The organism is Streptomyces sp. MUM 2J, assembly GCF_022414535.1.
GTDB lineage: Bacteria > Actinomycetota > Actinomycetes > Streptomycetales > Streptomycetaceae > Streptomyces.
The window spans coordinates 1-23,741 of the sequence record NZ_JADWYM010000054.1 but is presented as its reverse complement, the minus strand read 5'-3'; the positions used below and the strand labels follow the sequence as shown (position 1 = coordinate 23,741).

Below are 23,741 nucleotides of genomic sequence, written 5' to 3'. Positions count from 1 at the left end.
GTGGACTGCGGTGGACACCTGTGCCCCACGGGGCAGCGGGCGTCTCGGACGAGCGCCACACTATCGGCTGGCCATGGCGACGGCCCGCCGCCTGTGGACAACCCACCTGCGCCGGGCCGTTGGAATCGGTGCCTCCGTGCCGTTCGCCGGGCCGCGCTCCGTTCCCCGCGCTCAGACGGCGGCCTTCTTCAGCCGGCGACGCTCCCGCTCGGACAGGCCTCCCCAGATACCGAAGCGCTCGTCGTTGGCGAGGGCGTACTCAAGGCATTCGGAGCGGACCTCGCAGGCCAGGCAGACCTTCTTGGCCTCCCGGGTCGAGCCGCCCTTCTCGGGGAAGAAGGACTCGGGGTCGGTCTGGGCGCACAGCGCGCGCTCCTGCCAGCCGAGTTCCTCGTCCGCGTCGTCGACCAGCAGTTGCTGCACCAGCTCGGTCATGTGCGCCCCTCGTCTGTCTTTCCGCGTCCCCGTGATGTGGCCGTTACCGATTCCGGCTGAACGACACGAGTGAAATTACAAGTGTGCTGCTCCGGGCGAGTCAAGCCGAGATCTGCTATTGGGCCCCTTATTCACTCTGCGGAACCAAGGTCACGCGGAAAGTGTTCAAATCGCCATAAACCTTGACACAGAGAGGAGGTCCGGGAGGACTTCCGGACCACAGAGAGTCCGCACGGAGCCCGCGCGAACCCTGTACGGAGAAGGACGCCCGAGCGTTCGATCCCGTTCCGACTCGCGCGGCGATGCGAACCTGATCACAGTCGGATCACGAGATCGCAACGGGACTTGTGTGCCGGGTTGTGCGGCATGTGTCCCGGTGACCGAGTGAATAAACCTTTCGTCCCTCAGATGAACCGGAAGGGGTGAAAGACGTCCCACATGCCGGGGCCGAGTTGACAGTGAAGGTGTGAGCCGCTGTCCTTGTGGGCATGCTCGCGAACTCGGCGCTCACCTCGACCCGCACCGCCGGGTCCCACGGTGCTGCCCGCGCTCGCTGTAGCTGTTGCTGTTCCAGCTGTTGAGCCCTCCACCTCCGCTCCGGCTGCCGCCGGGTCCACCGCGACCCGGCCCGCTGCACCCCCTCCCCTCACCACGGGGCATCTCCGCCGCCCGCGACCCGGGCTGACGGCACGGCCACCCCCCATCCGCACTTCTGCCGAGGAACCACCGCATCCATGAACAGCGACAGCGACCTCCAGATCGCCGGCGACATCCTCGAAGTCCCGCACCTGCTCCAGCCGCCGCGCGAGCACCCGGCCACCGTCGCCGAGTTCGCCGGCCTGGCCCTGGCCCTGGCCGCCGACCGCTCCCGGTGGGAGCACCTCGTGCAGTACGACGCCACCACCCGCTGGTACCACCGGCTGCGCACCGGCCCCGGCTACGAGGTGTGGCTGCTGTCCTGGGTCCCGGGGCAGGGCAGCGGACTGCACGACCACGGCCGCTCCTCGGGGGTGCTGACCGTCCTGGACGGCGCGCTGACCGAGCGCACCGGGCGCGGCACGCGCACGCTGGCGGCGGGCGCGCAGCGCGTGCTCGCCCCGGGCTCCGCGCACGAGGTCGTCAACGACACCCTGGAGCCGGCGGTCAGCCTCCACGTCTACTTCCCCGGCCTCACCGAGATGCCGATGCACACCGCGCCCGGCTGCCGGGCGACCGCCGAGCCGCCGGCGGTGACTGCCTGACACGTTGTCGTACCCGCCTGCCAGACTTGCCCCATGCGCATTGTGGTTCTGGCAGGCGGCATCGGCGGTGCACGGTTCCTGCGCGGTCTGAAACGGGCCGTGCCGGACGCGGACATCACGGTCATCGGCAACACCGGCGACGACATCCACCTCTTCGGGCTGAAGGTCTGCCCGGACCTCGACACGGTGATGTACACGCTCGGCGGCGGCATCAACGAGGAGCAGGGCTGGGGGCGGGCCGACGAGACCTTCCACCTGAAGGAGGAGCTCGCCGCGTACGGCGTGGGCCCCGGCTGGTTCGGTCTGGGCGACCGGGACTTCGCCACGCACATCGTGCGGACGCAGATGACCGGCGCCGGGTATCCGCTCAGCGCCGTCACCCAGGCGCTGTGCGACCGGTGGAAGCCGGGGGTGCGGCTGATCCCGATGACCGACGACCGGGTGGAGACGCACGTGGCCGTCGAGATCGACGGAGAACAGAAGGCGATCCACTTCCAGGAGTACTGGGTCCGGCTGCGCGCCTCGGTGCCCGCCGAGGCGATCGTCCCGGTCGGCGCGGAGCAGGCCAAGCCGGCACCGGGGGTGCTGGAGGCGCTGGCCGAGGCGGACGTGATCCTCTTCCCGCCGTCGAACCCGGTCGTCTCCGTCGGCACGATCCTCGCCGTGCCCGGCATCCGGGAGGCCATCGCGGAGGCCGGGGTGCCCGTCGTCGGCCTCTCCCCCATCGTCGGGGACGCTCCGGTGCGCGGTATGGCGGACAAGGTCCTCGCGGCCGTAGGCGTCGAGGCCACGGCCGCCGCGGTCGCCGAGCACTACGGCTCCGGGCTGCTGGACGGCTGGCTCGTGGACACCGTGGACGCCGCTGCCGTGGAGCGGGTGGAGGCCGCCGGCATCCGCTGCCGGGCCGTGCCGCTGATGATGACCGACGCCGAGGCGACCGCTCGAATGGCGCGGGAGGCGCTGGCGCTGGCCGAGGAGGTGCGGGCGGCATGAGCACACCCCTCGCCGAGGGCTACCGGGTGTGGGCCGTGCCCGGCCTTCCCGAGGTGCAGCCCGGCGACGACCTCGCCAAGCTGGTCTCCGCCGCGGAACCGGGCCTGGCCGACGGCGACGTCGTCCTCGTCACCTCCAAGATCGTCTCCAAGGCCGAGGGGCGGGTCGTACGCGCCGCCGACCGTGAGGCCGCCATCGAGGCGGAGACGGTACGGGTGGTGGCCCGGCGCGGCGCCCTGCGCATCGTGGAGAACCGGCAGGGCCTGGTGATGGCCGCGGCCGGGGTCGACGCCTCCAACACGCCCTCGGGGACCGTGCTGCTGCTGCCCGAGGATCCCGACGCCTCCGCGCGGGCGATCCGCGCCGGACTGCGGGAGGCGCTCGGCGTCGACGTAGGGGTCGTCGTCACCGACACCTTCGGGCGGCCCTGGCGCGCGGGGCTCACGGACGTCGCGATCGGCGCGGCCGGCGTGCGCGTCCTGGACGATCTGCGCGGGGGCACCGACGCGCACGGCAATCCGCTCGGCGCGACCGTCGTGGCGACCGCGGACGAGCTGGCCGCCGCGGGCGACCTGGTCAAGGGCAAGGCGGCGGGCCGACCCGTCGCGGTGGTGCGGGGGCTGCCGCACGTGGTGGCCGGCGACGGCGGGGAGGGCGCACGGGCCATGGTGCGCGGCGCCCGCGACGACATGTTCCGGCTCGGCACCTCCGAGGCGGTGCGGCTCGCGGTGACCCAGCGCCGCACGGTGCGGTCGTTCACCGACGAGCCCGTCGATCCGGGTGCGGTGCGCCGGGCGGTGGCCGCGGCGGTGACCGCCCCGGCGCCGCACCACACGACGCCTTGGCGGTTCGTGCTGCTGGAGTCGGCCGGGGCACGCGTCCGGCTACTGGACGCCATGCGCGAGGCCTGGATCGCCGACCTGCGGCGCGACGGCAAGAGCGAGGAGTCCGTCGCCAAGCGGGTGAGGCGCGGGGACGTGCTGCGCAACGCTCCGTACCTGGTGGTGCCGTGCCTGGTCGCGGACGGCTCGCACACCTACGGGGACGTGCGGCGGGACGCGGCCGAACGGGAGATGTTCGTCGTCGCCGCGGGTGCGGGCGTGCAGAACTTCCTGGTGGCGCTCGCCGGGGAGCGGCTGGGATCGGCGTGGGTGTCGTCGACGATGTTCTGCCGGGACGTGGTGCGCGAGGTGCTGGGGCTGCCCGGGGAGTGGGACCCGATGGGCGCCGTGGCCGTCGGGCACCCGGCGGAGGAGCCCCGGCCGCGGGCGGAGCGCGAGGCGGGCGCCTTCATCGAAGTGCGGTGAGGTGCGCGGGACGGCGAGCTTCGTCGCGGCACGGTCGCCGTCCCGCCGTCGATCCGCCGTTCCCGGGGCGAGCCGCCGCCGGGAGGACTCGGCCGTGTGCGGCCCGTACCGGTTGTCGCACTACCCTCGTAGGGCGCCGCCCCGACCGCTCCGACCCCTCGGAGCGCTCCGACCCCTCGACTTCACCGGGAACCCCATCGTGGCAGGACGTTTCGCCCCCCGGCCCACGCGTACGACCGTGCGCGGCGGGGACGTCCCCGTGTCCGGGCCACCGCGTCCGCGGGCCGCGCACGGCGGCGGGCCGGGGCGGGTGCGGACCTGGGTACCGGACGGGCCGCTCGACCTGCACCTGGTGCTCGGGCCGCTGCGGCGCGGCACCGGGGATCCGACGTTCCGGGCGATGCCCGACGGGTCGGTCTGGCGGGCCGCCCGTACGCCGGCCGGGCCGGGGACGTTGCGGGTCGCCGTGTCCGATGGTGCGGTGCGCGGCGAGGCGTGGGGGCCGGGGGCCGAGTGGCTGCTGGAACGGCTGCCGGAGCTGCTGGGCGCCTCCGACGACCCGGCGGCCTTCGCGCCGCGGCACCGGGTCGTCGCGCTCGCCCGGCACCGGCGTCCGGGGCTGCGGCTGACGCGGACCGGGCTGGTGCTGGAGTCGCTGATCCCGTCGGTCCTGGAGCAGAAGGTCACGACCGGGGAGGCCTACCGGGCGTGGCGGCTGCTGGTGCGGGCGCACGGCGAACCGGCGCCGGGGCCCGTGCCCGAGCGGATGTACGTCATGCCGGAGCCGCGTGCGTGGGCGCTGGTCCCCTCCTGGGAGTGGCACCGGGCCGGCGTCGACGACAAGCGGGCGTCGACGGTCCTGCGGGCCGTCCGGCTCGCCGCCCGGCTGGAGGAGACGGCCGGGATGACGCCCAAGGCCGCGCAGGCCCGGCTGGAGGTCGTGCCGGGGATCGGGCCGTGGACGTCGGCGGAGACCGTGCAGCGCAGCCACGGGGCACCGGACGCGGTGACGGTCGGGGACCTGCATCTGCCGGGGATCGTGGGCTGGGCGCTGGCCGGGGACCGGGACGCGGACGACGCGGTGATGCTGCGCCTGCTGGAGCCGTACGCGGGGCAGCGGCACCGGGCGGCCCGGCTCATCCTGCTGAGCGGGAAGGTACCGGCGCGGCGGGCACCGCGGATGCCTCGGGTGGACATCGGCCGCTGGTGACCGGGGCGGTGGCCCGCGGCGCACGGTTCACGACCGGCCGGCTCCGACGACGGACGTCCGCCCGCCTCCCCGGTGCCGCGGGCGGAGGAGCGCCGGGAAGCCGACGGCGCGGTTGCCGCGGCGGGGCGGGGCACCGGAGCCGCGGCGCGGGCGGGGCTGTCCCGCGCCACGGTGGCCAACGGTCGTCCCGGATGCCGCAGGGGCGGTTCGACCGTCGTTGCGCGGCGGGGCCCGTTCCCCGGTAGGGGTGTCCGCTACCGGTCGGAGGAGAAGCGGACCGCGCCCGCGGGAATGCGGGCGTCGCACCAGATGCGGGCTCCGTCGCGGAGTTCGTTGTCCGCGCCGACGACCGCGCCGTCCCCGATCACCGTACCGGTGAGGACGGTGCGCTCGCCGACGCGGGCGCGGGTGCCGACGAGGGAGTCGGTGATGACGGCGCCGGGTTCGATGACGGCGCCCGGCAGGATCGTCGAGCCGGAGACACGCGCGCCCTCCGCCACGAACGCGCCCTCGCCCACCACCGTGCCGCCGGTGAGCTTGGCGTCCGGGGCGACCCTGGCGCTGGGCAGGACCAGCCGGTCGCCGCGGCGGCCGGGCACCGCGGGCGACGGGGCGCGGCCCAGGACCAGGTCCGCCGAACCGCGGACGAAGGCGGCGGGGGTGCCGAGGTCCAGCCAGTAGGTGGAGTCGACCATGCCGTGCAGGTGCGCGCCGGCCGACAGCAGGTCGGGGAAGGTCTCGCGTTCCACCGAGACCGGCCGGCCCGCCGGGATGGCGTCGATGACCGAGCGGCGGAAGACGTACGCCCCCGCGTTGATCTGGTCGGTGACGATCTCCTCGGGAGTCTGCGGCTTCTCCAGGAACGCCAGGACCCTGCCCGTCCGGTCCGTGGGGACCAGGCCGTACGCCCGGGGGTCCGCGACGCGGGTGAGGTGGAGGCAGACGTCGGCGCCGGTCGCCTCGTGGGTGCGGACCAGGGCCCCGATGTCGAGCCCGGTGAGGATGTCACCGTTGAAGATCAGGACCGGGTCGTCCGGGCCCGAGCGGAGGCGGGAGGCAACGTTGCGGATGGCGCCGCCGGTGCCCAGCGGCTCGTGCTCCGTGACGTATTCCAGGTGCAGGCCCAGTGACGAGCCGTCACCGAAGTACGGCTCGAACACCTCGGCCAGGTAGGAGGTGGCGAGGACGATGTGCTCGACGCCCGCCGCTCGCGCTCTGGCCAGCTGGTGCGTGAGGAACGGCACTCCGGCCGCCGGGACCATCGGCTTGGGCGTGTGCACGGTGAGCGGGCGCAGCCGGGTTCCCTTGCCGCCGACCAGGAGGATGGCTTCTGTCACCTGTCGTCTCTGCTTCCTGCCGGGACCGGCCGAACTGTCTTTCGGCCGGCCAGTGTATGCAGACCCTTCCCCGCCGGTCGGTCAGGGCCGGCCCCGGCGCTCAGCGTCCTTGGTACTGCGCCGCGGTCGAGCGGGCCGAACCGAGCCTTCCGTACAGCTTCCGCCCCGGGCACTCCGTGGCGTAGCCGTCACGGTGACCGGAGATGACGTTCAGTCGCACCTTCCTGCCTTTGCGGTAGAGATTGCCACCGCCGGACTTCAGGTATGTCTTGCCGCGCGGGTTCATCCCGTAGAGGCCGAGCTTCCAGGCCGTCAGTCGGGCGATGGCCTTGACCGCTGCGGAGGACGGCCGGGTGGAGGTGAAGGTGCCGAGTACGGCGATCCCCATGCTGTCGGTGTTGAAGCCCAGGGTGTGTGCGCCGAGGACCGGCTTCGCCACGCCCCCGGCGCGGCCCTCGTAGATGGTTCCGCACTTGTCGACGACGAAGTTGTAGCCGATGTCGCGCCAGCCCATGCTCCTGACGTGGTAGCGGTAGATACCGCGGATGACCGAAGGGGCTTGTGAGCAGCGGTAGTTGTTGCCGGTCACGGTGTGGTGCACGAAGGCCGCACGGACCTTCCCGGTGTAGACGAACCGCTTCTGCCGCATCCTCTCGTCGGCACCCCAGCCGCGCCGGGTGACGACGCGCGGGCGGGGGCCGATCTTCGGCTTCGCCCGCCGCAGCCCGGCCGGTACCACGCCGGGCAGGGACCGCATCTCAAGCTCCGTCCGCTCCCGGTCGAGTGCGGGGATCTCGGTGGCTCCGGGGGAGACGCCCGCCAGGCCCGCGTTGGCGGCGGAGACGGCGCGGGCGCCACCGGTGAGAGCGGGGGCGGCGGCCGGCGCGGGGGCGGCACCGGGGTCGACGAGCTCCACGCGCAGGCCCGTGGGAAGCAGGGGCGCGGCCGCCCTGCCGGCGGTTGCCACCGCCCCGCCCACCGGGGCTTCCGGCCGGCCCTCCGGGCGGGTCGGCGCGGCGCGGACGCGGACCTCCACGCCGTCGGAGTCGCCCACCCAGAGCGGGGCCGTACCGCCGCGGACGCGGCCCGCGGCGCGTTCGGCGCTGCCGGGGTCGGCGCCGTGGTCGGCGTTGTGCGTCTCGACGTCCTGCCAGCCCGACCAGGTGCCGGTGGCGGCGGCACGGGTGCGGACCCGGACGCGGCCGTGCAGCTCGGCGTCCGGGTCGTCCCAGACCACACCGAGGAGCGAGAAGTGGCGTACGTCGCGTCGCGGCAGCCCCTGTTCGCCGCCCGGGCCCTGGAGGGCGCGGCTGCGGTGGAGGTTGCGGTGGAGGGGGACGAGGGGCAGTGACTGGGTAGCGCCCGCCGCCGGTGCCCGGCGCGTGCCCGCCACCGCGGGAGCCGCGGCGGCGGGCGGGGTCGACGGCAGGGCGAGGGCGAGGGCGCAGGCGGCGCCGATCGAGGAAGCAAGCAATCCACGCATGCCCCAGATCCTGGACATAGTCATACATATATGTCCATCGGGGAACTGACGGCACGTCCGGTCCGCGTTCCGCCGAACCGGTGGTCCCCGGCCGGGCGGGCGCGGCGGCGCACGGGGTCCGGCCGTGGGCTCCCCGCACGGGGCCGCGTACGCTTGCGCGGGTGAATGCCACCGATCGCACCCCTGCCGACCTGCTGCGTTCCGCGCTCGTCGCGGACCCCTCGCGCCCGCTGGTGACCTTCTACGACGACGCCACGGGCGAGCGCGTCGAATTGTCCGTGGCCACCTTCGCCAATTGGGTGGCCAAGACCTCCAATCTGCTCCAGGACGGGATGTCCGCGGAGCCCGGCGACCGGGTCGCGCTGCTGCTGCCCGCGCACTGGCAGACGGCGGTGTGGCTGCTGGCGTGCGCGTCGGCCGGCGTCGTGGCGGACATGGGCGGGGACCCCGCGCGCGCCGACTTCGTGGTGGCCGGCCCGGGACGGTTCGAGGCGGGGCTCGCGTGCCGGGGGGAGCGGTACGCGTTGTCGCTGGCCCCGCTGGGAAGGCGGTTCGCGCCGGGGCCGCCGGAGGGATACGCCGACTACGCCGTGGACGCGCCGGGTTTCGGCGACCGGTTCGCGGCGTACGCGCCGGTGGACCCGGAGGAGCCCGCGCTGATCGCGGCCGGGGCGGAGTACACGGGGGCGGAGATCGCGGAACGGGCGCGGGCGGACGCGGAGCGGCTGGGGCTGACCGGGCCCGGCTCCCGGCTGCTGTCCGGTCTGGGCTACGACACGTGGGAGGGGCTGAGCGCGGGGCTGTACGCGCCACTGGCCTCCGGGGCGTCCGTGGTGCTGTGCCGGCATCTGGATCGGGCGGGGGACGAGACGCTGGCCAAGCGGATCGAGAGCGAGCGCGTCACGGCGACGGCACGGTAGCGGCCGGACCCCGGCCACGGCAGCCCCGCACCCGGTGAGGTGAGCCGCCGCGGGCACGGGTGCTTCTCCGGACCGTCACCCGTTCGGCTCATTCCCGCTCCACACCCCGCCGCCGCCCCCGGCATCGTCGTAGGGGCAGGACGGCACGCTCGTACGGCATGAGGGGTGGTGTCGGTCGTGGTCGGGACCGGAGGCACGTCTTCTCCAGGGGGCGGGGACGATGTGCCGCGGGCGTACGGCCCGGGGGCGTCCGCCACGGGTACCGGTCTCGCGCGGCGGCGCCGGCGGCGGTGGACACGCGGCGTCGGCGGCGGTGTGGCCGCTCTGCTGGTCGCCGGGGCCGGGGCGGGCTGGGCGCTGTACGCGAAGCTCGACGGGAACATCACCGCCGACGAGGCCGCTGCCGCGGAGCTGGCCCGGTACGCCCGGGAGCGGCCGACGGCACTGGTGAAGGACGCGCAGAACATCCTCGTCATCGGGTCGGACTCCCGCTCGGGCGCGGGCAACGGCGCGTACGGCCGTGACTCGGGCACCGAGCGGTCGGACACGACGATCCTGCTGCATCTGGCCGCGGGCCGGCGCGCGGCCACGGCCGTGTCCCTGCCCCGGGACCTCATGGTGGACGTGCCGAGTTGCCTGCGCGCGGACGGCAGGCGCAGCGAGCCGATGTTCGCCATGTTCAACTACGCCTTCGAGGTGGGCGGTTCGGCGTGCACCATCCGGACCGTCGAGCGGATGACGGGCGTGCGGATCGACCACCACGTCGTCGTCGACTTCAGCGGTTTCAAGAAGATGGTGGACGCCCTGGACGGTGTGGAGATCTGCATTCCGCACGCCATCGACGACAAGGACGCCAAACTGCGGCTGCCGGCCGGCCGCGTCACCCTCGACGGCGAAGAGGCACTGGGCTACGTCCGCGTCCGGAAGTCGCTCGGCAACGGCAGCGACACCGACCGAATGGACCGGCAGCAGCGTTTCCTCGCGGCACTCGTCACCAAGGTGCAGAGCAGTGACGTGCTGCTGAACCCCGTGAAGCTGTATCCGGTCCTGGACGCGGCCACGTCGTCCCTCACCACCGACCCGGATCTGGCGAGTCTGCGCGGCTTGTACCAACTCGTGCGGGGAGTACGCGACATCCCTACGGAACGTGTGCAATTCCTTACCGTTCCCCGGGAGTCGTACCCCTCCGACGCCAATCGCGACCAGCTCGCGCAACCCGAGGCGGAGCGGCTCTTCGAGAGGCTGCGCAGGGACCGACCCGTCGCCGTCAGTGGGGAGACCGCCCACACCCCCGGAGCAAATCACCCCAATTCGCCCGGCCGTGACAACACTTCCCCCACCCCCACCTTCCGCGGCAAGACCGCCGCCGAGAGGGCCTGCGGGTAAAGCGCTCCCCAAGACGGCGAACTCGCGTTCCAAAAAACGGGGGAATTGCCCGCTTGTAGGGACGTGGAGTTTGTCACCGTCGTCGCTCTACGCCGAATCGGGCGGATAGTGTGAGCGATCCGGTGCACCGTGCCATGAGGTCTACTCCAGGCCCGTGCACCGAGAGGCACTGAGAAACCGAGACGACCCGAGCGCCTTCTGAGGGGGAAAGGCGCCGCGTGGCCCCGACGGAGGATTCGGACAACCGTGGACGCGCAAGGCCGTGGGCGGGCGGACAACATCGACCCCGCAGACCAGTGGGTGATCAATCCGAACACCGGCGAATACGAACTGCGACTGAGTCCTTCCGCTCCGCAGTCGCCGGTCCCCGGCCCCCGCAGAAGCGCCCCGCGGGCGGGCGGCTCCGCGGGCGCACCGCGCGCGGGCACCAGGGCGCCGGACCGGCAGGCGCCGGAACGCGAGACCCCGGAGCACGTCCCGCCGCAGCGCCGGCGCCGTGGCGCACCGGTGGAGCCGCCGCCGGGGCGGCGCGGACGACGGCCCGCGAAGAGGAAGTCGAAGACGAAGAAGGTGCTGGCGTGGACCGGCGGCACGATGGCGGTCGTGCTGCTCGCCACCGGCACGGCGGGCTACCTGTACCTCAAGCACCTTGAGGGCAACATCAGCTCGACCGACGTCGGCGACGCCGGCTCGAAGGGCTTCAGCAAGGACGAGGCCTTCAACATCCTGGTCATCGGCACCGACAAACGCACCGGTGACGGCAACGAGGGGTACGGCGACAAGGGCAGCGTCGGCCACGCCGACACCAACATCCTTCTGCACGTCGCCGAGGACCGGTCGAACGCGACGGCGATGAGCATCCCGCGCGACCTGATCGTGGACGTCCCCGACTGCCCCACCAAGCAGCCCGACGGCTCGACCAAGGTCATCCCGGGCACGGAGAACGTGCGCTTCAACACCAGCCTCGGTCAGGAGGGCCGCGACCCGGGCTGCACCATGCGCACCGTCGAGGAACTCACGGGCATCCACGTCGACCACTTCATGATGGCCGACTTCAACGCCGTGAAGACCCTCTCGACCGCGGTGGGCGGAGTCGAGGTGTGTGTGGAGCACGCCGTCGACGACAAGCAGTCGCACCTGAAGCTGCCCAAGGGCGAGTCGACGGTGGAGGGCGAGCAGGCCCTGGCCTTCGTCCGCACCCGGCACAGCTTCGGCAACCAGGGCGACCTGGACCGCATCAAGGTGCAGCAGCAGTTCCTCGGTTCGCTGATGCGCAAGATGGCGTCCGGTGACACCCTCACCAACCCGACCAAGCTGTACAAACTGGCCGAGGCGGCCACCAGCGCGCTCACCGTCGACACCGGCATCGACGACGTCGGTACGCTCAAGGACGTCGCGCTGGAGCTGAAGAAGGTGCCGACGAAGAACATCACCTTCCTGACGCTCCCGGTGGTCGACAACCCGGCCGACGGCGCCACCCACAAGACCGTGATCCCCAGCGAGCTCCAGGCGCCGAAGGTCTACGACGCCATCAAGAACGACGTCTCGTTCACCGAGGTCAAGAAGAAGGAGCAGGCCTCCAAGGACGCTGCGGCCGCCGCCGACGCGGCCAAGCTGAAGGGCACCCAGTCGGCCGCCTCCGAGATCCGCGTCCGCATCCTCAACGGCGGCGCCGCCACCGGAAGCGCGCAGCGGACGCTGGAGTGGTTGCAGAACGAGGAAGGCGTGACCAAGTCGGAGAACGCGGGCAACGCCGAGACGGCACTGAGCAGGACCACGCTCGAGTACGCACCCGACCAGGCGGCGCAGGCACGCAAGCTCGCCGCGCTCATGGGGCTTCCGGGCTCCGCGCTGAAGCCGGGGGAAAGCGTGACCAACTCCCAGGGTCTGCCGACGATGACTCTGACCCTGGGCAAGGACTTCAAGGGTGCGGGGGTTTCCCTCACCGCCCCGGCGAAGGCGCCGGAGGTGGACGGGAAGTCCACCGCGGACAAGGTCGAGTGCGCCAAGTAGTGACCTGACGGCTCCGTCCCGCGTCTTATCGGGCGCGGGGCGGACCCGTGTCGGGCGCAGGACGGGGAGGCAGAAGTGGCGCAGAGCAGTGTGCGGGGGGAGGCTCCGCCGGCCGGGGACAGGACGTCCCCGGCACCGCACGACGAGACACCGCACGACGAGACACCGCACGACGAGACACCGCACGACGAGGCGCCGCACGACGAGGCACCGCACGACGAGGCGCCGCGGGACGAGGAGGCTGCACCGGGCCGGGGCGCGCCGGGGACCGGACCGGAGCAGGGGGCGCCGGGCGACCGGCAGGACCCGTCCGCGCGGCACCGGGACGGCGAGCGGCGCGGTGCCGAGAGCGGCGCGGGCCGCCGGGGCACCGACCGCAGGGGCCGCAGACGCCGCGTGCTGCGCTGGTCGGCGATGGTGCTGGCGCTGCTGATACTGGGCACCGCGGGAGCGGGCTACCTGTACTACCGGCACCTGAACGGCAACATCCGCAGGGATGCGCTCAACCTCGGCGACGAGAAGGACCGGGCCGCGAAACCCGAGGCGAACGCGGCGGGGCAGACCCCGCTGAACATCCTGCTGATCGGATCGGACGCCCGGGACACCAAGGAGAACCAGAAGCTGGGCGGCGCCAGGGAGACCTTCGGCGGCACCCCGCTGGCGGACGTGCAGATGCTGCTGCACGTATCGGCGGACCGGTCCAACATGTCGGTGGTCAGCATGCCGCGCGACACGTTGCTGCACCTGCCCAAGTGCACGGACCCGAACACCGGCACGGTGTTCGCGGCGACCACCGGCCGCGTGATGACGAACGAGTCCCTCGGCCGCGGCGGACCCGGCTGCACCGTGGCGACCTGGGAGAAGCTCACCGACATCCACATCGACCACTTCATGATGATCGACTTCTCGGGAGTGGTGTCGATGGCGGACGCCATCGGCGGCGTCCCGGTGTGCGCGGACGCGAACATCTACTCGCACACCGGCACCGGCCACGGCTCCGGCCTGAAGCTCCGGGAGGGCACCACCTACGTCAAGGGCGAGCAGGCCCTGCAGTGGCTGCGGACCCGGTACGGCTTCGAGGACGGCAGCGACCTGGCACGCGCCAAGGCGCAGCACATGTACATGAACGCGATGGTCCGCCAGCTGCGCGCGAACGCGAAACTGACCAACCCGAACGCGCTGCGCCGGCTCGCCGAGGCAGCGACGAAGGCGATCACCGTGGACGAGGGCCTGGCCAGCATCAGCAGGATGTACGACCTCGCCGCCGAGTTGCAGAAGGTCCCCACGGACCGCATCACCATGACCACCATGCCGAACGAGTACGTCGGCGCCCGCGTGCAGCCCACCGCCGACGCCGCCAAGCTGTTCCGCATGGTCCGCGAGGACGTCCCCCTCGACGGCAAGGACACCGGGAAGAGGCCCGTGCAGGAGCCGGCGCCCACGGATTCCGCCGCGCCGGACGCCGACATCGCCGTCCAGGTGCAGAACGGCACCCGCACCGAAGCGCTCGCCGCGGTGCCGGGGCGGGCCACCGCGGTGGCGGGACTGCTGGCCGGCAAGGGGTTCACGCAGTCCGTCGCGGATCCCTCCGTGGCGACCGCCGAGACCACCACGGTGGTCCGCTATCCGAGCGCCGATCTGGAGGGCGACGCCCGGCAGGTCGCGAAGGCCCTCGGTGTCCCCGCCAGTTCGGTGGTGCGGTCCACGGACGTCTCCGGGGTCACGCTCGTCGTCGGCGCCGACTGGCGGGAGGGGACGGCGTACCGGGCGCCGGAGGAGGACGGCAGGACGCCCGACAGCGCGCAGGCGATCAACGCCTCCGACGACACCCAGTGCATGCACGTGAACCCGGACTTCACCTGGTAGCCCGGGTCCGCCGCGGACGCCGTCCGTCGGGTCGGCTCAGCTGCCGCTGAGGACCGCCGGGCGGCGGGAGGCGATGACCTTCCTCGCCAGGGACCTGGGGCTGGTCAGGAACCCCCATCCCCAGGACATGTGCATGGTGGCCAGGGCGACGGGGATCCGCAGCCGCGCCGTCGCCGGCAGCCCCTTGCCGGCCGGGACGGACCCGGCGACGAGCGCGGCGAGGTAGCCGGCGGGGACCAGGAGACCCCACGGGGTCAGGGCGACCCCGGTCATGACACCGGCCGCGATCGCGCACACCGCGGCCGGCGGAGCCAGATAGCGCAGGTTGATGGAGCCGGAGTGGTACCGGGCGACGACGTGCCGCCAACGGCCGTAGTCCTTGTACTGCTTGGCGAGCGCCCTGACGCTGGGACGCGGCCGGTACGACACCCTCAGCTCCGGCGAGAACCAGATCAGGCCGCCCGCCTCGCGAATGCGGAAGTTCAGCTCCCAGTCCTGGGCGCGGACGAACTCCTCGTTGTAGCCGCCCTGCTGCTCCAGTGCCTCGCGGCGGAAGACGCCGAGGTACACGGTCTCGGCGGGGCCGGCCCGGCCTCCCGTGTGGAAGGCGGCGTTGCCGACGCCGATCTTCGAGGTCATGGCCGCGGCGACCGCGTGCTCCCAGTCGTTCTCGCCCTCGGCGTGCATGATGCCGCCGACGTTCTGCGCGCCGGTCTCCTCCAGGAGCCGTACCGCGGTGGCGATGTAGTCCGGCGAGAGCATGCCGTGCCCGTCGACACGGACGACGACCGGATGGCGGGAGGCCTTGATCGCGGCGTTGAGGGCGGCGGGCGTACGGCCCGTCGGATTGGGCACGGTGTGCACGCGCGGGTCTTCCGCCACGAGCCGGGCCGCGATCTCGTCGGTCCGGTCCGTGGACGGGCCGAGGGCGATCACGACCTCCATCTCACCGGCGTACTCCTGCGCCAGGATCGCTTGGACGGCGCCGCGCAGATGCCGCTCCTCGTTGAGGACGGGCATGATCACGGACACGGCGGGGAGCTGCACGTCGGACTTCGCGTTCATAGGGGGCTCACGTTACCGCGAACGGGGGACAGCCCGACGCCCCACCGGGTGCGCTGCACCGGGCGGGAGATCGTATCGGCCTACCGTGCTCACGGTTCCCACGTATGGCCGCCGTCCGGAGGTGTCCCATGCCCACGCCGCCTCGGTCCCCAGCCCGGCCGCAGCGCCGCCCCCAACCGTCCCGCCGCCCCCCGCGCGCTGCCGTACGCCGCAAGAAGCCCCGCTGGGCGATGCGGGCGGTGACGGGCCTGTCCGTGGTGCTCCTGGCCTCCGCCGGGATCGGCCACTCCCTGCTCAGCGGCCTGGACGCGGGCATCTCCCGCGTCGACCCCTTCAAGGACATGAAGAACCGTCCGCGCGCGGGCCACGGCATGAACATCCTGCTGGTCGGCACCGACGGGCGCGACCGGATCACCGAGCAGGAGCGGCGGACCTACCGGCTGGGCGGCGCACCCTGCCACTGCACCGACACGATCATGATCGTGCACATCTCGGAGGACCGGGAGCGGGCCAGCGTGGTGAGCCTGCCGCGCGACTCCTACGCCGAGGCTCCCGCGCACACCGACCGGATCACGGGTGAGCTGCACCACGCCCACCCCATCAAGCTCAACGCCGCCTACGCGGAGGGCGGTCCGCAGCTGACGGTGCGCACGGTCGAGCAGATGACCCGGGTGAAGATCGACCACTATCTGGAGGTCGACTTCGTCAGCTTCATGAAGACGGTCGACGAGCTCGGCGGCGTCAGGATCTGCACCACCAGGCACCTCAAGGACTCCTACACCGGCCTCGACCTCGCCGCGGGCACGCACCTCCTCAACGGCGGCCAGGCCCTCCAGTACGTCCGCTCCCGGCACGTCGACGGCGCGTCCGACCTCGGCCGCATGAAACGCCAGCAGCGTTTCCTGGCCGCCCTGGTGGACCGCGCCACGTCCTCCGGGATCCTGCTGAACCCGCTGAAGTTCCGCGACGTGACACGGGCGGTGCTCGGCTCGGTGCGGGCGGACAAGGGGTTCGGCACGGACGAACTGCTCGACCTCGGCCGGGCGATGCGCACCTTCTCCCCCTCCTCCTCGGAGTTCACCACCGTCCCGATCGGCCGGATGGGATACGCGGTCAAGGGCCTGGGCTCGACGCTGAAGTGGGATCCGGCCAAGGCCGACGCCCTGTTCGGCAAGCTGCGCGAGGACCACCCGCTCAGCACGCCCAGCCCGCGCGGTACCGCCGCCGCCCTCGTCGAGGTGCCCCCGCGGCAGATCCGCGTCCAGGTGGAGAACGGCACCCCCACGACGGGCCTGGCCCGGCGGGTCGACTCCGCGCTCGCGGCCGCCGGCTTCCGCACCACCGGAACCCCCGTGAACGCCGGCGGCCACCCGGTGCGCCGCACCGTCGTCTCCTACGACCCCCGCTGGGACCGCTCCGCCCGCTCCCTCGCCGCCGCCCTGCCCGGCAGCGAGCTGCGCGCGGTCAAGGGGCAGGGCGCCGTCATGAAGGTCATCGCCGGGCCGGACTTCACCCGGGTCCGCCCGGTGCGCGGCGAGGAACCGGCCAAGACGGACACGCCGGTCGTCCGGGGCAACGAGGTGGGCTGCTCGTAGGACCGCACAGGACGTGAGCGACGCGGCGCAGATCGGCGTCCGCGGGGACGGGCGGAGGCGCGTGCCGCGGGGACGGGACGACGGCACCGGTGCGCGGGCCGCCGCCCACGTCCTCGGCGCCGCGGGAGCAGCGTGCCGGGCGGTCCGGCGCTGCGGGTGGGCGGCGCCGGGCGCCCGACGGACGCGCACCATGAGGCAGTTGCCGCGTCCGCCCGGGACACCGGGAGTGTCACGGGCTCCGCCGCCGCGGACGCACGGCGTGACTCCGATGGACGCGGGCCGTGGACAGGCGTAGGACAAGAAGGGCACGGGGTCCGCCCCGGGCCCCTCTCGCCCCTCAGGAGGAGCCATGACCCAGCCCGGAACCACCGCTCCCATGAGCAAGGAGATGCAGGACTGCGTCGAGGCCTGCATGGCGTGCCACAGCGTGTGCGAGGAGACCATGAGTTCCTGCCTGCAGAAGGGCGGCGAGGCCCGGATGCAGATCATGCGCGCGCTGATCGACTGCTCCGAGATGACGCGCATGTGCGCCGACATGATGATGCGGCGGTCGCCACTGGCGGCCGAGATGTGCGCGATGTGCGCCGGCGCCTGTGACATGTGCGCCGAGGCGTGTATGTCCATGCCGGACGACACCCAGATGATGCGCTGCGCCGACTCCTGTCGCCGCTGCGCGCAGATGTGCCGCGCGATGGCGGGCGCCACGATGTGACGACCGGCAGGCCGCGGCGCGACCGGAACACGGGCACCGCGGCGCGGCCGGAGGCAAGGGCACCCTGCGGGGTGCCCTTGATCCGCGCCCTACGGGCCGTCCGGCAGGGTGGCTCCGTGATCGACACGACGGAGGCCTTCGACGCGGCCGAGCGGGAGATGTGGGACGGGCGGGCGGACGCCTACGCCGGGAGCTTCGCGCTGCTGTGCGCGCACCCGGTGCCGGCCCTGCTGGACGCCGCGGATGTGGGGGCAGGCACGCGCGTCCTCGACGTCGGCACCGGGACGGGGACGGCGGCCGTGGCCGCCCTGGAGCGCGGGGCGCGGGTCCGTGCCGTGGACGCCGATGCCGGGATGGTCGCGGCGGCGCGGGCGCGGGGCGTCGACACTCAGCAAGCAGTGCTTCCGGAACTTCCCCACAGGGAATCCGAGTTCGATGCAGTCGTGGGCAACTTCGCCCTCAACCACGTCGGCCGTCCGCGGGCGGCGCTCGCCGAGCTGCGGCGGGTGCTGCGGCCGGGCGGGCGCGTCGCGGTCACCGTGTGGGGCGGCGGCCAGAGCGGGATGGAACTGCTCGGGCGGGCCTGCGAGGCGGCCGGGGCCGTCACACCGGCCCACCTGCCGCGGCTCGCTCCCGAGGAGGACTTTCCCCGCACCACGGACGGCCTGGCGGAACTGCTCGCCGGGGCCGGTTTCACGGACACCGGCTGCGCCGAGCCGGTCTGGGAGCACCGGGCCACGCCCGAGGAGTGGTGGACCGGTGCCGCCGCGGGGATCGGCACCATCGGGCGGATCGTCACCTCACAGACCCCGGTGACGATCGCCCGCATCCGCCGGGCCTACGACAGCCTCGCCGGCGACATCACCGACGGCGACGGCCGGCTGCGGCTGCAGCACCGGGCGCTGCTGGCGAGCGGGACGGCGTAGGGCCTGCCGTGGACCTCCCGCCTCGCCCGGCCGCGCGACCCGCGCGGCGGGCGTACCGGGCGGGGGGCGCCGGGCGCGGCCGCCCGCTCACAGCAGCGGGGTCAGGGCCCGCTCCAGGTCGGCCGGCTCTCGGAAGTGGACGCCGGTCATGCCCAGGGCCCGGGCCGCCGTGACGTTCTCCTCCGTGTCGTCGACGAACAGGCACCGCTCCGGGCGCGCCCCGGCCCGGGACGCCGCCAGCCGGTAGATGCGCGGGTCGGGCTTGGCGAGGCCGACCCGGGCGCTGCTGACGACGTCGTCGGCGAGGTCGGTCAGGCCCAGCACGGCGAGGTCGTCCTCCAGGGCGAGCGTGGCGTTGGTGACCAGGACCAGCGGGACGCGGATGCGGGCCCGGCGCAGCAGGGAGACCACGTCGCCGTCGGCGCGGAACGGCAGCTCCAGCAGGGTGGAGCCCAGTTCCCAGGCGGTGTCGTCGGTCACCTGGCCGGCCAGCTGCGCGGCGATGGACTCCACCCACTCCTGCGGGGTGATCCGGCCCAGCAGCACCGGCAGGTCCGTGTCCGGGGCGAAGGCGACCTTCATGGTCGTGCCCTCGGCCAGTCCGGCGGTGCGTTCCAGCGCGTGCAGGCCGGCGGGGTCGTAGAAGCGGATGACGTTGTCGACGTCGCACAGGACCGCGTCGTGGGGCCGCCGGCCGGCCGGCGGCCCGCTCACCCCTTCACCGTGACCTTCTGGTCGTTCTTCAGCTCGTTCACCAGCTGCTTGACCTTCGCCTTGTCCCACAGGAGGTTGCCGCCGGAGGAGCCCGAGATCGGCATGTTCATGGAGGTGCCGTCGCCGCTGTTGACGCCCTTCATGGCGAAGAACATGGACCCGAGGTCCCACAGGGACATGTCCTTGTCGACGATGAGGGAGTCCAGGCCGGCGCCCACGGTCGGGTAGAAGGCGAACGGGTTCAGGACGGTCGACGGGGTGGCCACCTGGTGGGCCAGGGCGGCGAGGAACTTCTGCTGGTTCTTCGTGCGCTCCAGGTCGGAGGCGGCGAAGGCGTGCCGGGTGCGGACGAAGGCCAGGGCCTGCTCGCCGTTCAGGGTCTGCTTGCCCGCCTGGAAGTCGGCGCCGGAGTACTTGTCCTTGAAGGCCTTGTCGATGGTGATCTCGACGCCGCCCACCGCGTCCACGATGTTCGCGAACCCGGCGAAGCCGATCTCCACGTAGTGGTCGATGTGCAGGCCGGTGTTGAACTCGACCGTGCGCACCAGCAGCGTGGGCCCGTCCTCGGCGTAGGCGGCGTTCAGCTTCACGTGCCGGCCGGTGCCCTTGAAGGTCTTGCCGGACTCCGAACCCTTGTAGGACGGGATCTCGACGTCCGAGTCGCGCGGCAGGGAGATCAGCGTGTCCCCGTTGCCGCCGACGTGCAGGATCATCATCGAGTCGGTCCGCTTGCCCTCGGCGGAGCCGGTGTGGAGCTTCTTCCTGTCCTCCTTGGACAGGCCCTCGCGGCTGTCCGAGCCGACGATGAGGTAGTTGGTGCCCTCGCCGGACGAGGGCCGGTCGATGACGGTCGACAGGTCGACCTCGCGGCGCAGCTTGGAGTCGGCCCAGAAGTAGGTGCCGACGGTGGTGACGACGAGCACACCGGCGATCGTGATCGCGGTCCACTTGATCCGGCGCCTCCAGTCCGGGCGGGGCCCGGACGGCGGAAGACCGGCGCCCGGGTCGCCGCCGTCCGACGCGCCGCCGCCACCGCGACGGCCGGCACCGTAGACCTGGCCGGTGTTGTAGCCGCTGTCGTACCCGCCACGGCGGTCGTCCTGGCCCTCGCCGCCGTCGACGTACGACGGCTGGGGCGGGACCTGGCCGCCGTAGCCGCCCTGTCCGGGCGGTGCCGCCGGGCCGCGGCGGACCTGGCGCATGACGCGGGCGCCCTCCGGCTGCGCTCCGGCGCTGCCACGTCCGTAGCGGGGGGTGCCGCGGTTGTCGTCGGACCATCCCTGGGGCCAATCGTTCATGCGCCCCAGTGTGCCGGGCATGGACGTGTTCCTTACAAGAGTCGTCGAAGAATCAGAGCCCTGCTGTTGCGAACTCAACACAAAGTCCGCGTGCGCGGCACCGGCATAGGGTGGACGCCATGACAGACCAGGCCTCCGCCGCGGAAACGGCAGCCCCGGAGATCCCGGGCAAGCCGACCGCGGCCTCCCGCACCACCCTCAGCCACATCATGACCCACAACGACACCAACCTCCTGGGCACGGTGCACGGTGGTGTGATCATGAAACTGGTCGACGACGCGGCGGGCGCCGTCGCCGGACGCCACTCCGGCGGTCCCGCGGTCACGGCGTCCATGGACGAGATGGTGTTCCTGGAGCCGGTCCGCGTCGGCGACCTCGTCCACGTCAAGGCCCAGGTCAACTGGACCGGCCGGACCTCGATGGAGGTCGGCGTGCGGGTCCTGGCCGAGCGCTGGAACGAGTCCACCCCGCCCACCCATGTCGGGTCCGCCTACCTGGTCTTCGCCGCGGTCGACGCAGACGGCAAGCCCCGCCCCGTGCCGCAGGTGCTCCCCGAGACCGAACGGGACGAGCGCCGCTACCAGGAGGCCCAGATCCGCCGCACCCACCGCCTGGCCCGGCGCAGGGCGATCCGGGAGCTGCGGGAGAAGCGGGCCGCGGAGGGGATCGAGGACTGACACGCGCACCGGTGCCCTCCACCGGGCCGGCCGGACTTCCTACAAGCAACAGCCCCCGGCGTCGCGCCGGGGGCTGTTTGCCTGTGCTGGCCAGTGGTCGTCTCCAGCCGGGACTGCGCCCGGCGGTCCCCGGCGTGACACCCGGGAACGACCCTGATCGGGACGCAGACGACCAAGAGCCCGAGGTCATCCCTCCGCACCCTCAAAAGTGCCGCTGACCTGCAAAAACCTTGCTACGGCAGGTTCCTCGCCACCACGATCCGCTGGACCTGGTTCGTGCCCTCGTAAATCTGCGTGCTTTACGGGTTATACGGCGCTGACCTGCACGGACACCCCTCCCCGGAGGGGCCTCCCCAGCATTTCCCCATGATCGTCAGCAGTCTGCCCAGGGGGCGCCGTACCAGAGACGCCACCACACGCCGCGCGACAGACGAGCGGCCTCGTGGCAGGTTACGCGGTTTCCTGTTCCATCAACCGTGATCGCTTGACCCACGCACCTCACCCTCGGGAGCATCGAGCCACACGCGGGGCTAATGGCAGCAGCACGCGAGAGGGGAACCAGGACCATGAAGGTCACCAAGCTGGTCAGCACGTGCGACATCAAGGACTGCCCGACGATCTACGCGACGGATCGCGGCACCTTGCTGGTGCAGGGCGAGACTCCGACCGATCACGGGCTTCAGATTCCCGCTCACGAAACCCTCGTCGAGATCCCGGTGGAACTGATCCAGAAGGCCATCCGTGACAACCTCATCTAGGATTCTCGGCGACCTCTTCGACGCGTTCGAGCGTGAGGCGTTCCGGCTGGAAACCCTGGACGACTACAGCAAGTCCGGGAACGTCGACGCTTATCACGCGTTCCTGGCCGGGGAGCCGCAGCCGGACGACTACAACGCGGGCTGGGTCGAAGAACTCCGCTCACACACCGGAAAAGGGAAACGAGTCTACCGGGTTCACATCCTACGGCGCCCACTCACGGACTACCTTAGGTTCGAACTCGGGTGGGGGTACCAGAACAACATGTCCGGGGGTGAGGAGTTCTTCATTCTCGACATCACCGATAGGCCGAACCCCCTAGAGAACGTACCTGATTTCCGGCTCTTCGACTCCGAGTCCGTGGCCGTCATGAACTACGACGGCACCGGAAAGTACCTGGGTTCGGAAGTCCTGCCACCGAAACGCGCGCCGGAATTCGCCGGGCACCGTGACTTGGTGCTGGCGCACGCGGAGCCGTTCACCGAATGGTGGGCCAAGCACAGGGCGTGAACAGGGCACAGCTTGGGACCGCGCTGCGGGCCCTGTGAGTGGCATCCGGCAAGGAAGCCGAAGCAGTGGCCCGCGGCGCCCTCATGTCTCCGTCCAAGCATTCCAAGATCGAGAATGCCAAGCTCGCGGCCAGCGCGACGGACGTAGAGCGCATCCTGACCGCCATCGGCGTCTCGGACGAGGTGAAGGCGGAGTACACCGAGGCTGCGCGGGCATCGGCAACGGAAGCGACGGCATGGCGCCTGTTGAAGCGCATCGGAGTCCACAAGGGCCAGCAAGCCGCCAAGGCCCTTGAGGCCCGGATGTCCACGCTCCGGCTGTTCCAACCGGCCCTGGTGCCGGGGCTGCTCCAGACACCGGAGTACATCCGTGCCGTCCTCCAGCGGCATGATCTGAGTGAGGACTCTCTCCCGGACGATCAACGGTAGGCTTGAACGTCAAGCGGTCCTCTACGACAACACCAAGTCGCTGCGGTTCATAGTCACAGAACCTGTCCGGCGGTGGCGCATTGTCCCGCCACAGATGATGGCGGCACAGCTCGACCGAATCGTTTCCATTTCCCGCCTGTCTCATGTGGACATCCGCATAGTCCCGTTGCGGATTCGGCAGCGCGACATTGCGAATCATGCGTTCGTCATCCGCGACGATCGAATGGTCACGGTTGAGACCGTCCACGCTGAGGTAGTCGTGAGGGACCCAAGGGACGTTGGCCTCCACGTCGAGAAGTTCGAGGGATTCGAACGAGCGGCATTGTCCGGTGACCACATGCGGGGCCTGGTCGAAGGTATCCGTGACGACTTTTTGCGGGAACAGGAAACAGGCTAGAGCCGCATCCGCGGCCCGCCGAAGATGGCGCCATGGAGAGCGAAGAGAGAACTTCCGATCCTGGAACCCACACGACAGCACGAACGTGCCTGTCGGAGTCACCTCGCGAGCCGTCACCCAAACCCGGTTGCGCTGACTGCCTGTCCATATCGGTAGCCCGCGAGAACGCCCGCTCCACGTTCGACCACAGCGCCGTATCCGACGCCAACGTACGGATGCGCCGGCACCACGCAGAAGCGCACGCGTCATGAGCAAGGGAACGGGCTCAAGGCTCTTCGCCGACCGCCCTGTGATGACCATGCGGGTCTCTCGCGACTCAGGGCAGACCTGGGGGCCGGAGCAAGCCGTGGCCACGACGGACGGTCTTCCGCCCCTGCTCACGAGCGCTTGGCCGCCATGCGAGTGCTAGGGCGTGTTTCGAAAGTGCTGGTCACAGCCACTCGTTGATGGCTGCGACCAGCACAGTCGCTTC

At 71.9% G+C, this 23,741-nt stretch carries 20 protein-coding genes and 1 pseudogene; 15 read left to right on the top strand and 6 right to left on the bottom strand.

Annotated elements, in window-relative coordinates; genetic code table 11:
- Positions 1-171 precede the first annotated feature (171 nt).
- On the bottom strand, positions 172-435 hold the full coding sequence (locus I3F54_RS29055; RefSeq protein ID WP_003975777.1) for a WhiB family transcriptional regulator: 264 nt from the start codon (positions 433-435) through the stop codon (positions 172-174).
- A 734-nt stretch (positions 436-1,169) separates the two neighbouring features.
- Between I3F54_RS29055 and I3F54_RS29050 the strand changes: the two genes are divergently transcribed.
- From I3F54_RS29050 to I3F54_RS29035, 4 genes are all read left to right on the top strand, one after another.
- Positions 1,170-1,676 (top strand): cysteine dioxygenase family protein, encoded by a 507-nt coding sequence (locus tag I3F54_RS29050; RefSeq protein WP_240121900.1) that lies wholly within the window; start codon positions 1,170-1,172, stop codon positions 1,674-1,676.
- 33 nt (positions 1,677-1,709) lie between these two features.
- Positions 1,710-2,669, top strand: a complete 960-nt coding sequence (gene cofD / locus I3F54_RS29045; RefSeq protein WP_240121899.1) for a 2-phospho-L-lactate transferase — start codon at positions 1,710-1,712, stop codon at positions 2,667-2,669.
- On the top strand, positions 2,666-3,976 hold the full coding sequence (locus I3F54_RS29040; protein ID WP_240121898.1) for a coenzyme F420-0:L-glutamate ligase: 1,311 nt from the start codon (positions 2,666-2,668) through the stop codon (positions 3,974-3,976). The genes cofD and I3F54_RS29040 overlap by 4 nt, the downstream gene beginning before the upstream one ends.
- A 199-nt stretch (positions 3,977-4,175) precedes the next feature.
- On the top strand, positions 4,176-5,186 hold the full coding sequence (locus tag I3F54_RS29035) for a DNA-3-methyladenine glycosylase (protein WP_240121897.1): 1,011 nt from the start codon (positions 4,176-4,178) through the stop codon (positions 5,184-5,186).
- A 254-nt stretch (positions 5,187-5,440) separates the two neighbouring features.
- Here the strand turns inward: I3F54_RS29035 and I3F54_RS29030 are convergent, their stop codons facing one another.
- Both I3F54_RS29030 and I3F54_RS29025 read right to left on the bottom strand, forming a co-directional pair.
- Entirely contained in the window at positions 5,441-6,523 is a 1,083-nt protein-coding gene (locus I3F54_RS29030; RefSeq protein WP_240121896.1) for an NDP-sugar synthase, read from the bottom strand.
- A gap of 100 nt (positions 6,524-6,623) precedes the next feature.
- Positions 6,624-8,006, bottom strand: a complete 1,383-nt coding sequence (locus tag I3F54_RS29025) for a peptidoglycan recognition protein (RefSeq protein WP_240121895.1) — start codon at positions 8,004-8,006, stop codon at positions 6,624-6,626.
- A gap of 161 nt (positions 8,007-8,167) precedes the next feature.
- Between I3F54_RS29025 and I3F54_RS29020 the strand changes: the two genes are divergently transcribed.
- The 4 genes from I3F54_RS29020 to I3F54_RS29005 all read left to right on the top strand — a co-directional run bounded on the left by I3F54_RS29020 (position 8,168) and on the right by I3F54_RS29005 (position 14,191).
- Positions 8,168-8,926: a TIGR03089 family protein gene (locus I3F54_RS29020; RefSeq protein ID WP_240121894.1), complete on the top strand. Its 759-nt coding sequence runs from the start codon at positions 8,168-8,170 to the stop codon at positions 8,924-8,926.
- 222 nt (positions 8,927-9,148) lie between these two features.
- Complete coding sequence (locus I3F54_RS29015; protein WP_240121914.1) at positions 9,149-10,312, top strand: LCP family protein; 1,164 nt, start codon at positions 9,149-9,151, stop codon at positions 10,310-10,312.
- Positions 10,313-10,558: 246 nt separating this feature from the next.
- Positions 10,559-12,325, top strand: a complete 1,767-nt coding sequence (locus I3F54_RS29010) for an LCP family protein (protein WP_240121893.1) — start codon at positions 10,559-10,561, stop codon at positions 12,323-12,325.
- Between the two features lie 75 nt (positions 12,326-12,400).
- A complete protein-coding gene (locus I3F54_RS29005) occupies positions 12,401-14,191 on the top strand; it encodes an LCP family protein (RefSeq protein WP_240121892.1) in 1,791 nt (596 codons plus the stop codon).
- A 36-nt stretch (positions 14,192-14,227) separates the two neighbouring features.
- Here I3F54_RS29005 and I3F54_RS29000 read toward each other — a convergent pair whose 3' ends face one another.
- Positions 14,228-15,256: a glycosyltransferase family 2 protein gene (locus I3F54_RS29000; protein WP_240121891.1), complete on the bottom strand. Its 1,029-nt coding sequence runs from the start codon at positions 15,254-15,256 to the stop codon at positions 14,228-14,230.
- A gap of 128 nt (positions 15,257-15,384) precedes the next feature.
- Here I3F54_RS29000 and I3F54_RS28995 point away from each other — a divergent pair, with 128 nt between their 5' ends.
- From I3F54_RS28995 to I3F54_RS28985, 3 genes are all read left to right on the top strand, one after another.
- The gene (locus I3F54_RS28995) at positions 15,385-16,851 is read left to right on the top strand and encodes an LCP family protein (protein ID WP_240121890.1); all 1,467 of its coding nucleotides are present in this window, start codon (positions 15,385-15,387) and stop codon (positions 16,849-16,851) included.
- Between the two features lie 349 nt (positions 16,852-17,200).
- Positions 17,201-17,563 carry a four-helix bundle copper-binding protein gene (locus tag I3F54_RS28990; RefSeq protein WP_240121889.1) on the top strand — a complete coding sequence of 121 codons (363 nt, stop codon included), beginning with the start codon at positions 17,201-17,203 and terminating at the stop codon, positions 17,561-17,563.
- Positions 17,564-17,721: 158 nt separating this feature from the next.
- Positions 17,722-18,489, top strand: coding sequence for a class I SAM-dependent methyltransferase (locus I3F54_RS28985; protein WP_240121913.1), 768 nt, complete (start codon positions 17,722-17,724; stop codon positions 18,487-18,489).
- 87 nt (positions 18,490-18,576) lie between these two features.
- On the opposite strand, the gene I3F54_RS28980 is transcribed toward I3F54_RS28985, so the two are convergent.
- Both I3F54_RS28980 and I3F54_RS28975 read right to left on the bottom strand, forming a co-directional pair.
- Entirely contained in the window at positions 18,577-19,203 is a 627-nt protein-coding gene (locus I3F54_RS28980) for an HAD-IA family hydrolase (RefSeq protein ID WP_240121888.1), read from the bottom strand.
- Positions 19,200-20,501, bottom strand: a complete 1,302-nt coding sequence (locus I3F54_RS28975) for an LCP family protein (protein WP_240121887.1) — start codon at positions 20,499-20,501, stop codon at positions 19,200-19,202. The genes I3F54_RS28980 and I3F54_RS28975 overlap by 4 nt, the downstream gene beginning before the upstream one ends.
- Positions 20,502-20,620: 119 nt before the next feature.
- Here I3F54_RS28975 and I3F54_RS28970 point away from each other — a divergent pair, with 119 nt between their 5' ends.
- The 4 genes and pseudogenes from I3F54_RS28970 to I3F54_RS28955 all read left to right on the top strand — a co-directional run bounded on the left by I3F54_RS28970 (position 20,621) and on the right by I3F54_RS28955 (position 23,269).
- A complete protein-coding gene (locus tag I3F54_RS28970) occupies positions 20,621-21,178 on the top strand; it encodes an acyl-CoA thioesterase (protein ID WP_240121886.1) in 558 nt (185 codons plus the stop codon).
- Positions 21,179-21,744: 566 nt separating this feature from the next.
- On the top strand, positions 21,745-21,936 hold the full coding sequence (locus I3F54_RS28965) for a hypothetical protein (RefSeq protein WP_240121885.1): 192 nt from the start codon (positions 21,745-21,747) through the stop codon (positions 21,934-21,936).
- Positions 21,920-22,444: a DUF6879 family protein gene (locus I3F54_RS28960; RefSeq protein ID WP_240121884.1), complete on the top strand. Its 525-nt coding sequence runs from the start codon at positions 21,920-21,922 to the stop codon at positions 22,442-22,444. Before I3F54_RS28965 ends, I3F54_RS28960 begins: the two co-directional genes overlap by 17 nt.
- 83 nt (positions 22,445-22,527) lie before the next feature.
- Positions 22,528-23,269 (top strand): annotated as a pseudogene (locus I3F54_RS28955) (DUF5753 domain-containing protein).
- Positions 23,270-23,741: the final 472 nt, after the last annotated feature.

Bases quoted from the DNA above. Each gene is read 5' to 3' on its own strand.
- cofD (WP_240121899.1), top strand. From the start codon at position 1,710: ATGCGCATTGTGGTTCTGGCAGGCGGCATCGGCGGTGCACGGTTCCTG.
- I3F54_RS29040 (WP_240121898.1), top strand. From the start codon at position 2,666: ATGAGCACACCCCTCGCCGAGGGCTACCGGGTGTGGGCCGTGCCCGGC.
- I3F54_RS29000 (WP_240121891.1), bottom strand. From the start codon at position 15,256: ATGAACGCGAAGTCCGACGTGCAGCTCCCCGCCGTGTCCGTGATCATG.
- I3F54_RS29055 (WP_003975777.1), bottom strand. From the start codon at position 435: ATGACCGAGCTGGTGCAGCAACTGCTGGTCGACGACGCGGACGAGGAA.
- I3F54_RS28985 (WP_240121913.1), top strand. From the start codon at position 17,722: ATGTGGGACGGGCGGGCGGACGCCTACGCCGGGAGCTTCGCGCTGCTG.
- I3F54_RS28995 (WP_240121890.1), top strand. From the start codon at position 15,385: ATGCCCACGCCGCCTCGGTCCCCAGCCCGGCCGCAGCGCCGCCCCCAA.
- I3F54_RS29050 (WP_240121900.1), top strand. From the start codon at position 1,170: ATGAACAGCGACAGCGACCTCCAGATCGCCGGCGACATCCTCGAAGTC.
- I3F54_RS29025 (WP_240121895.1), bottom strand. From the start codon at position 8,006: ATGCGTGGATTGCTTGCTTCCTCGATCGGCGCCGCCTGCGCCCTCGCC.
- I3F54_RS28970 (WP_240121886.1), top strand. From the start codon at position 20,621: ATGACAGACCAGGCCTCCGCCGCGGAAACGGCAGCCCCGGAGATCCCG.
- I3F54_RS28965 (WP_240121885.1), top strand. From the start codon at position 21,745: ATGAAGGTCACCAAGCTGGTCAGCACGTGCGACATCAAGGACTGCCCG.
- I3F54_RS28990 (WP_240121889.1), top strand. From the start codon at position 17,201: ATGACCCAGCCCGGAACCACCGCTCCCATGAGCAAGGAGATGCAGGAC.
- I3F54_RS28975 (WP_240121887.1), bottom strand. From the start codon at position 20,501: ATGAACGATTGGCCCCAGGGATGGTCCGACGACAACCGCGGCACCCCC.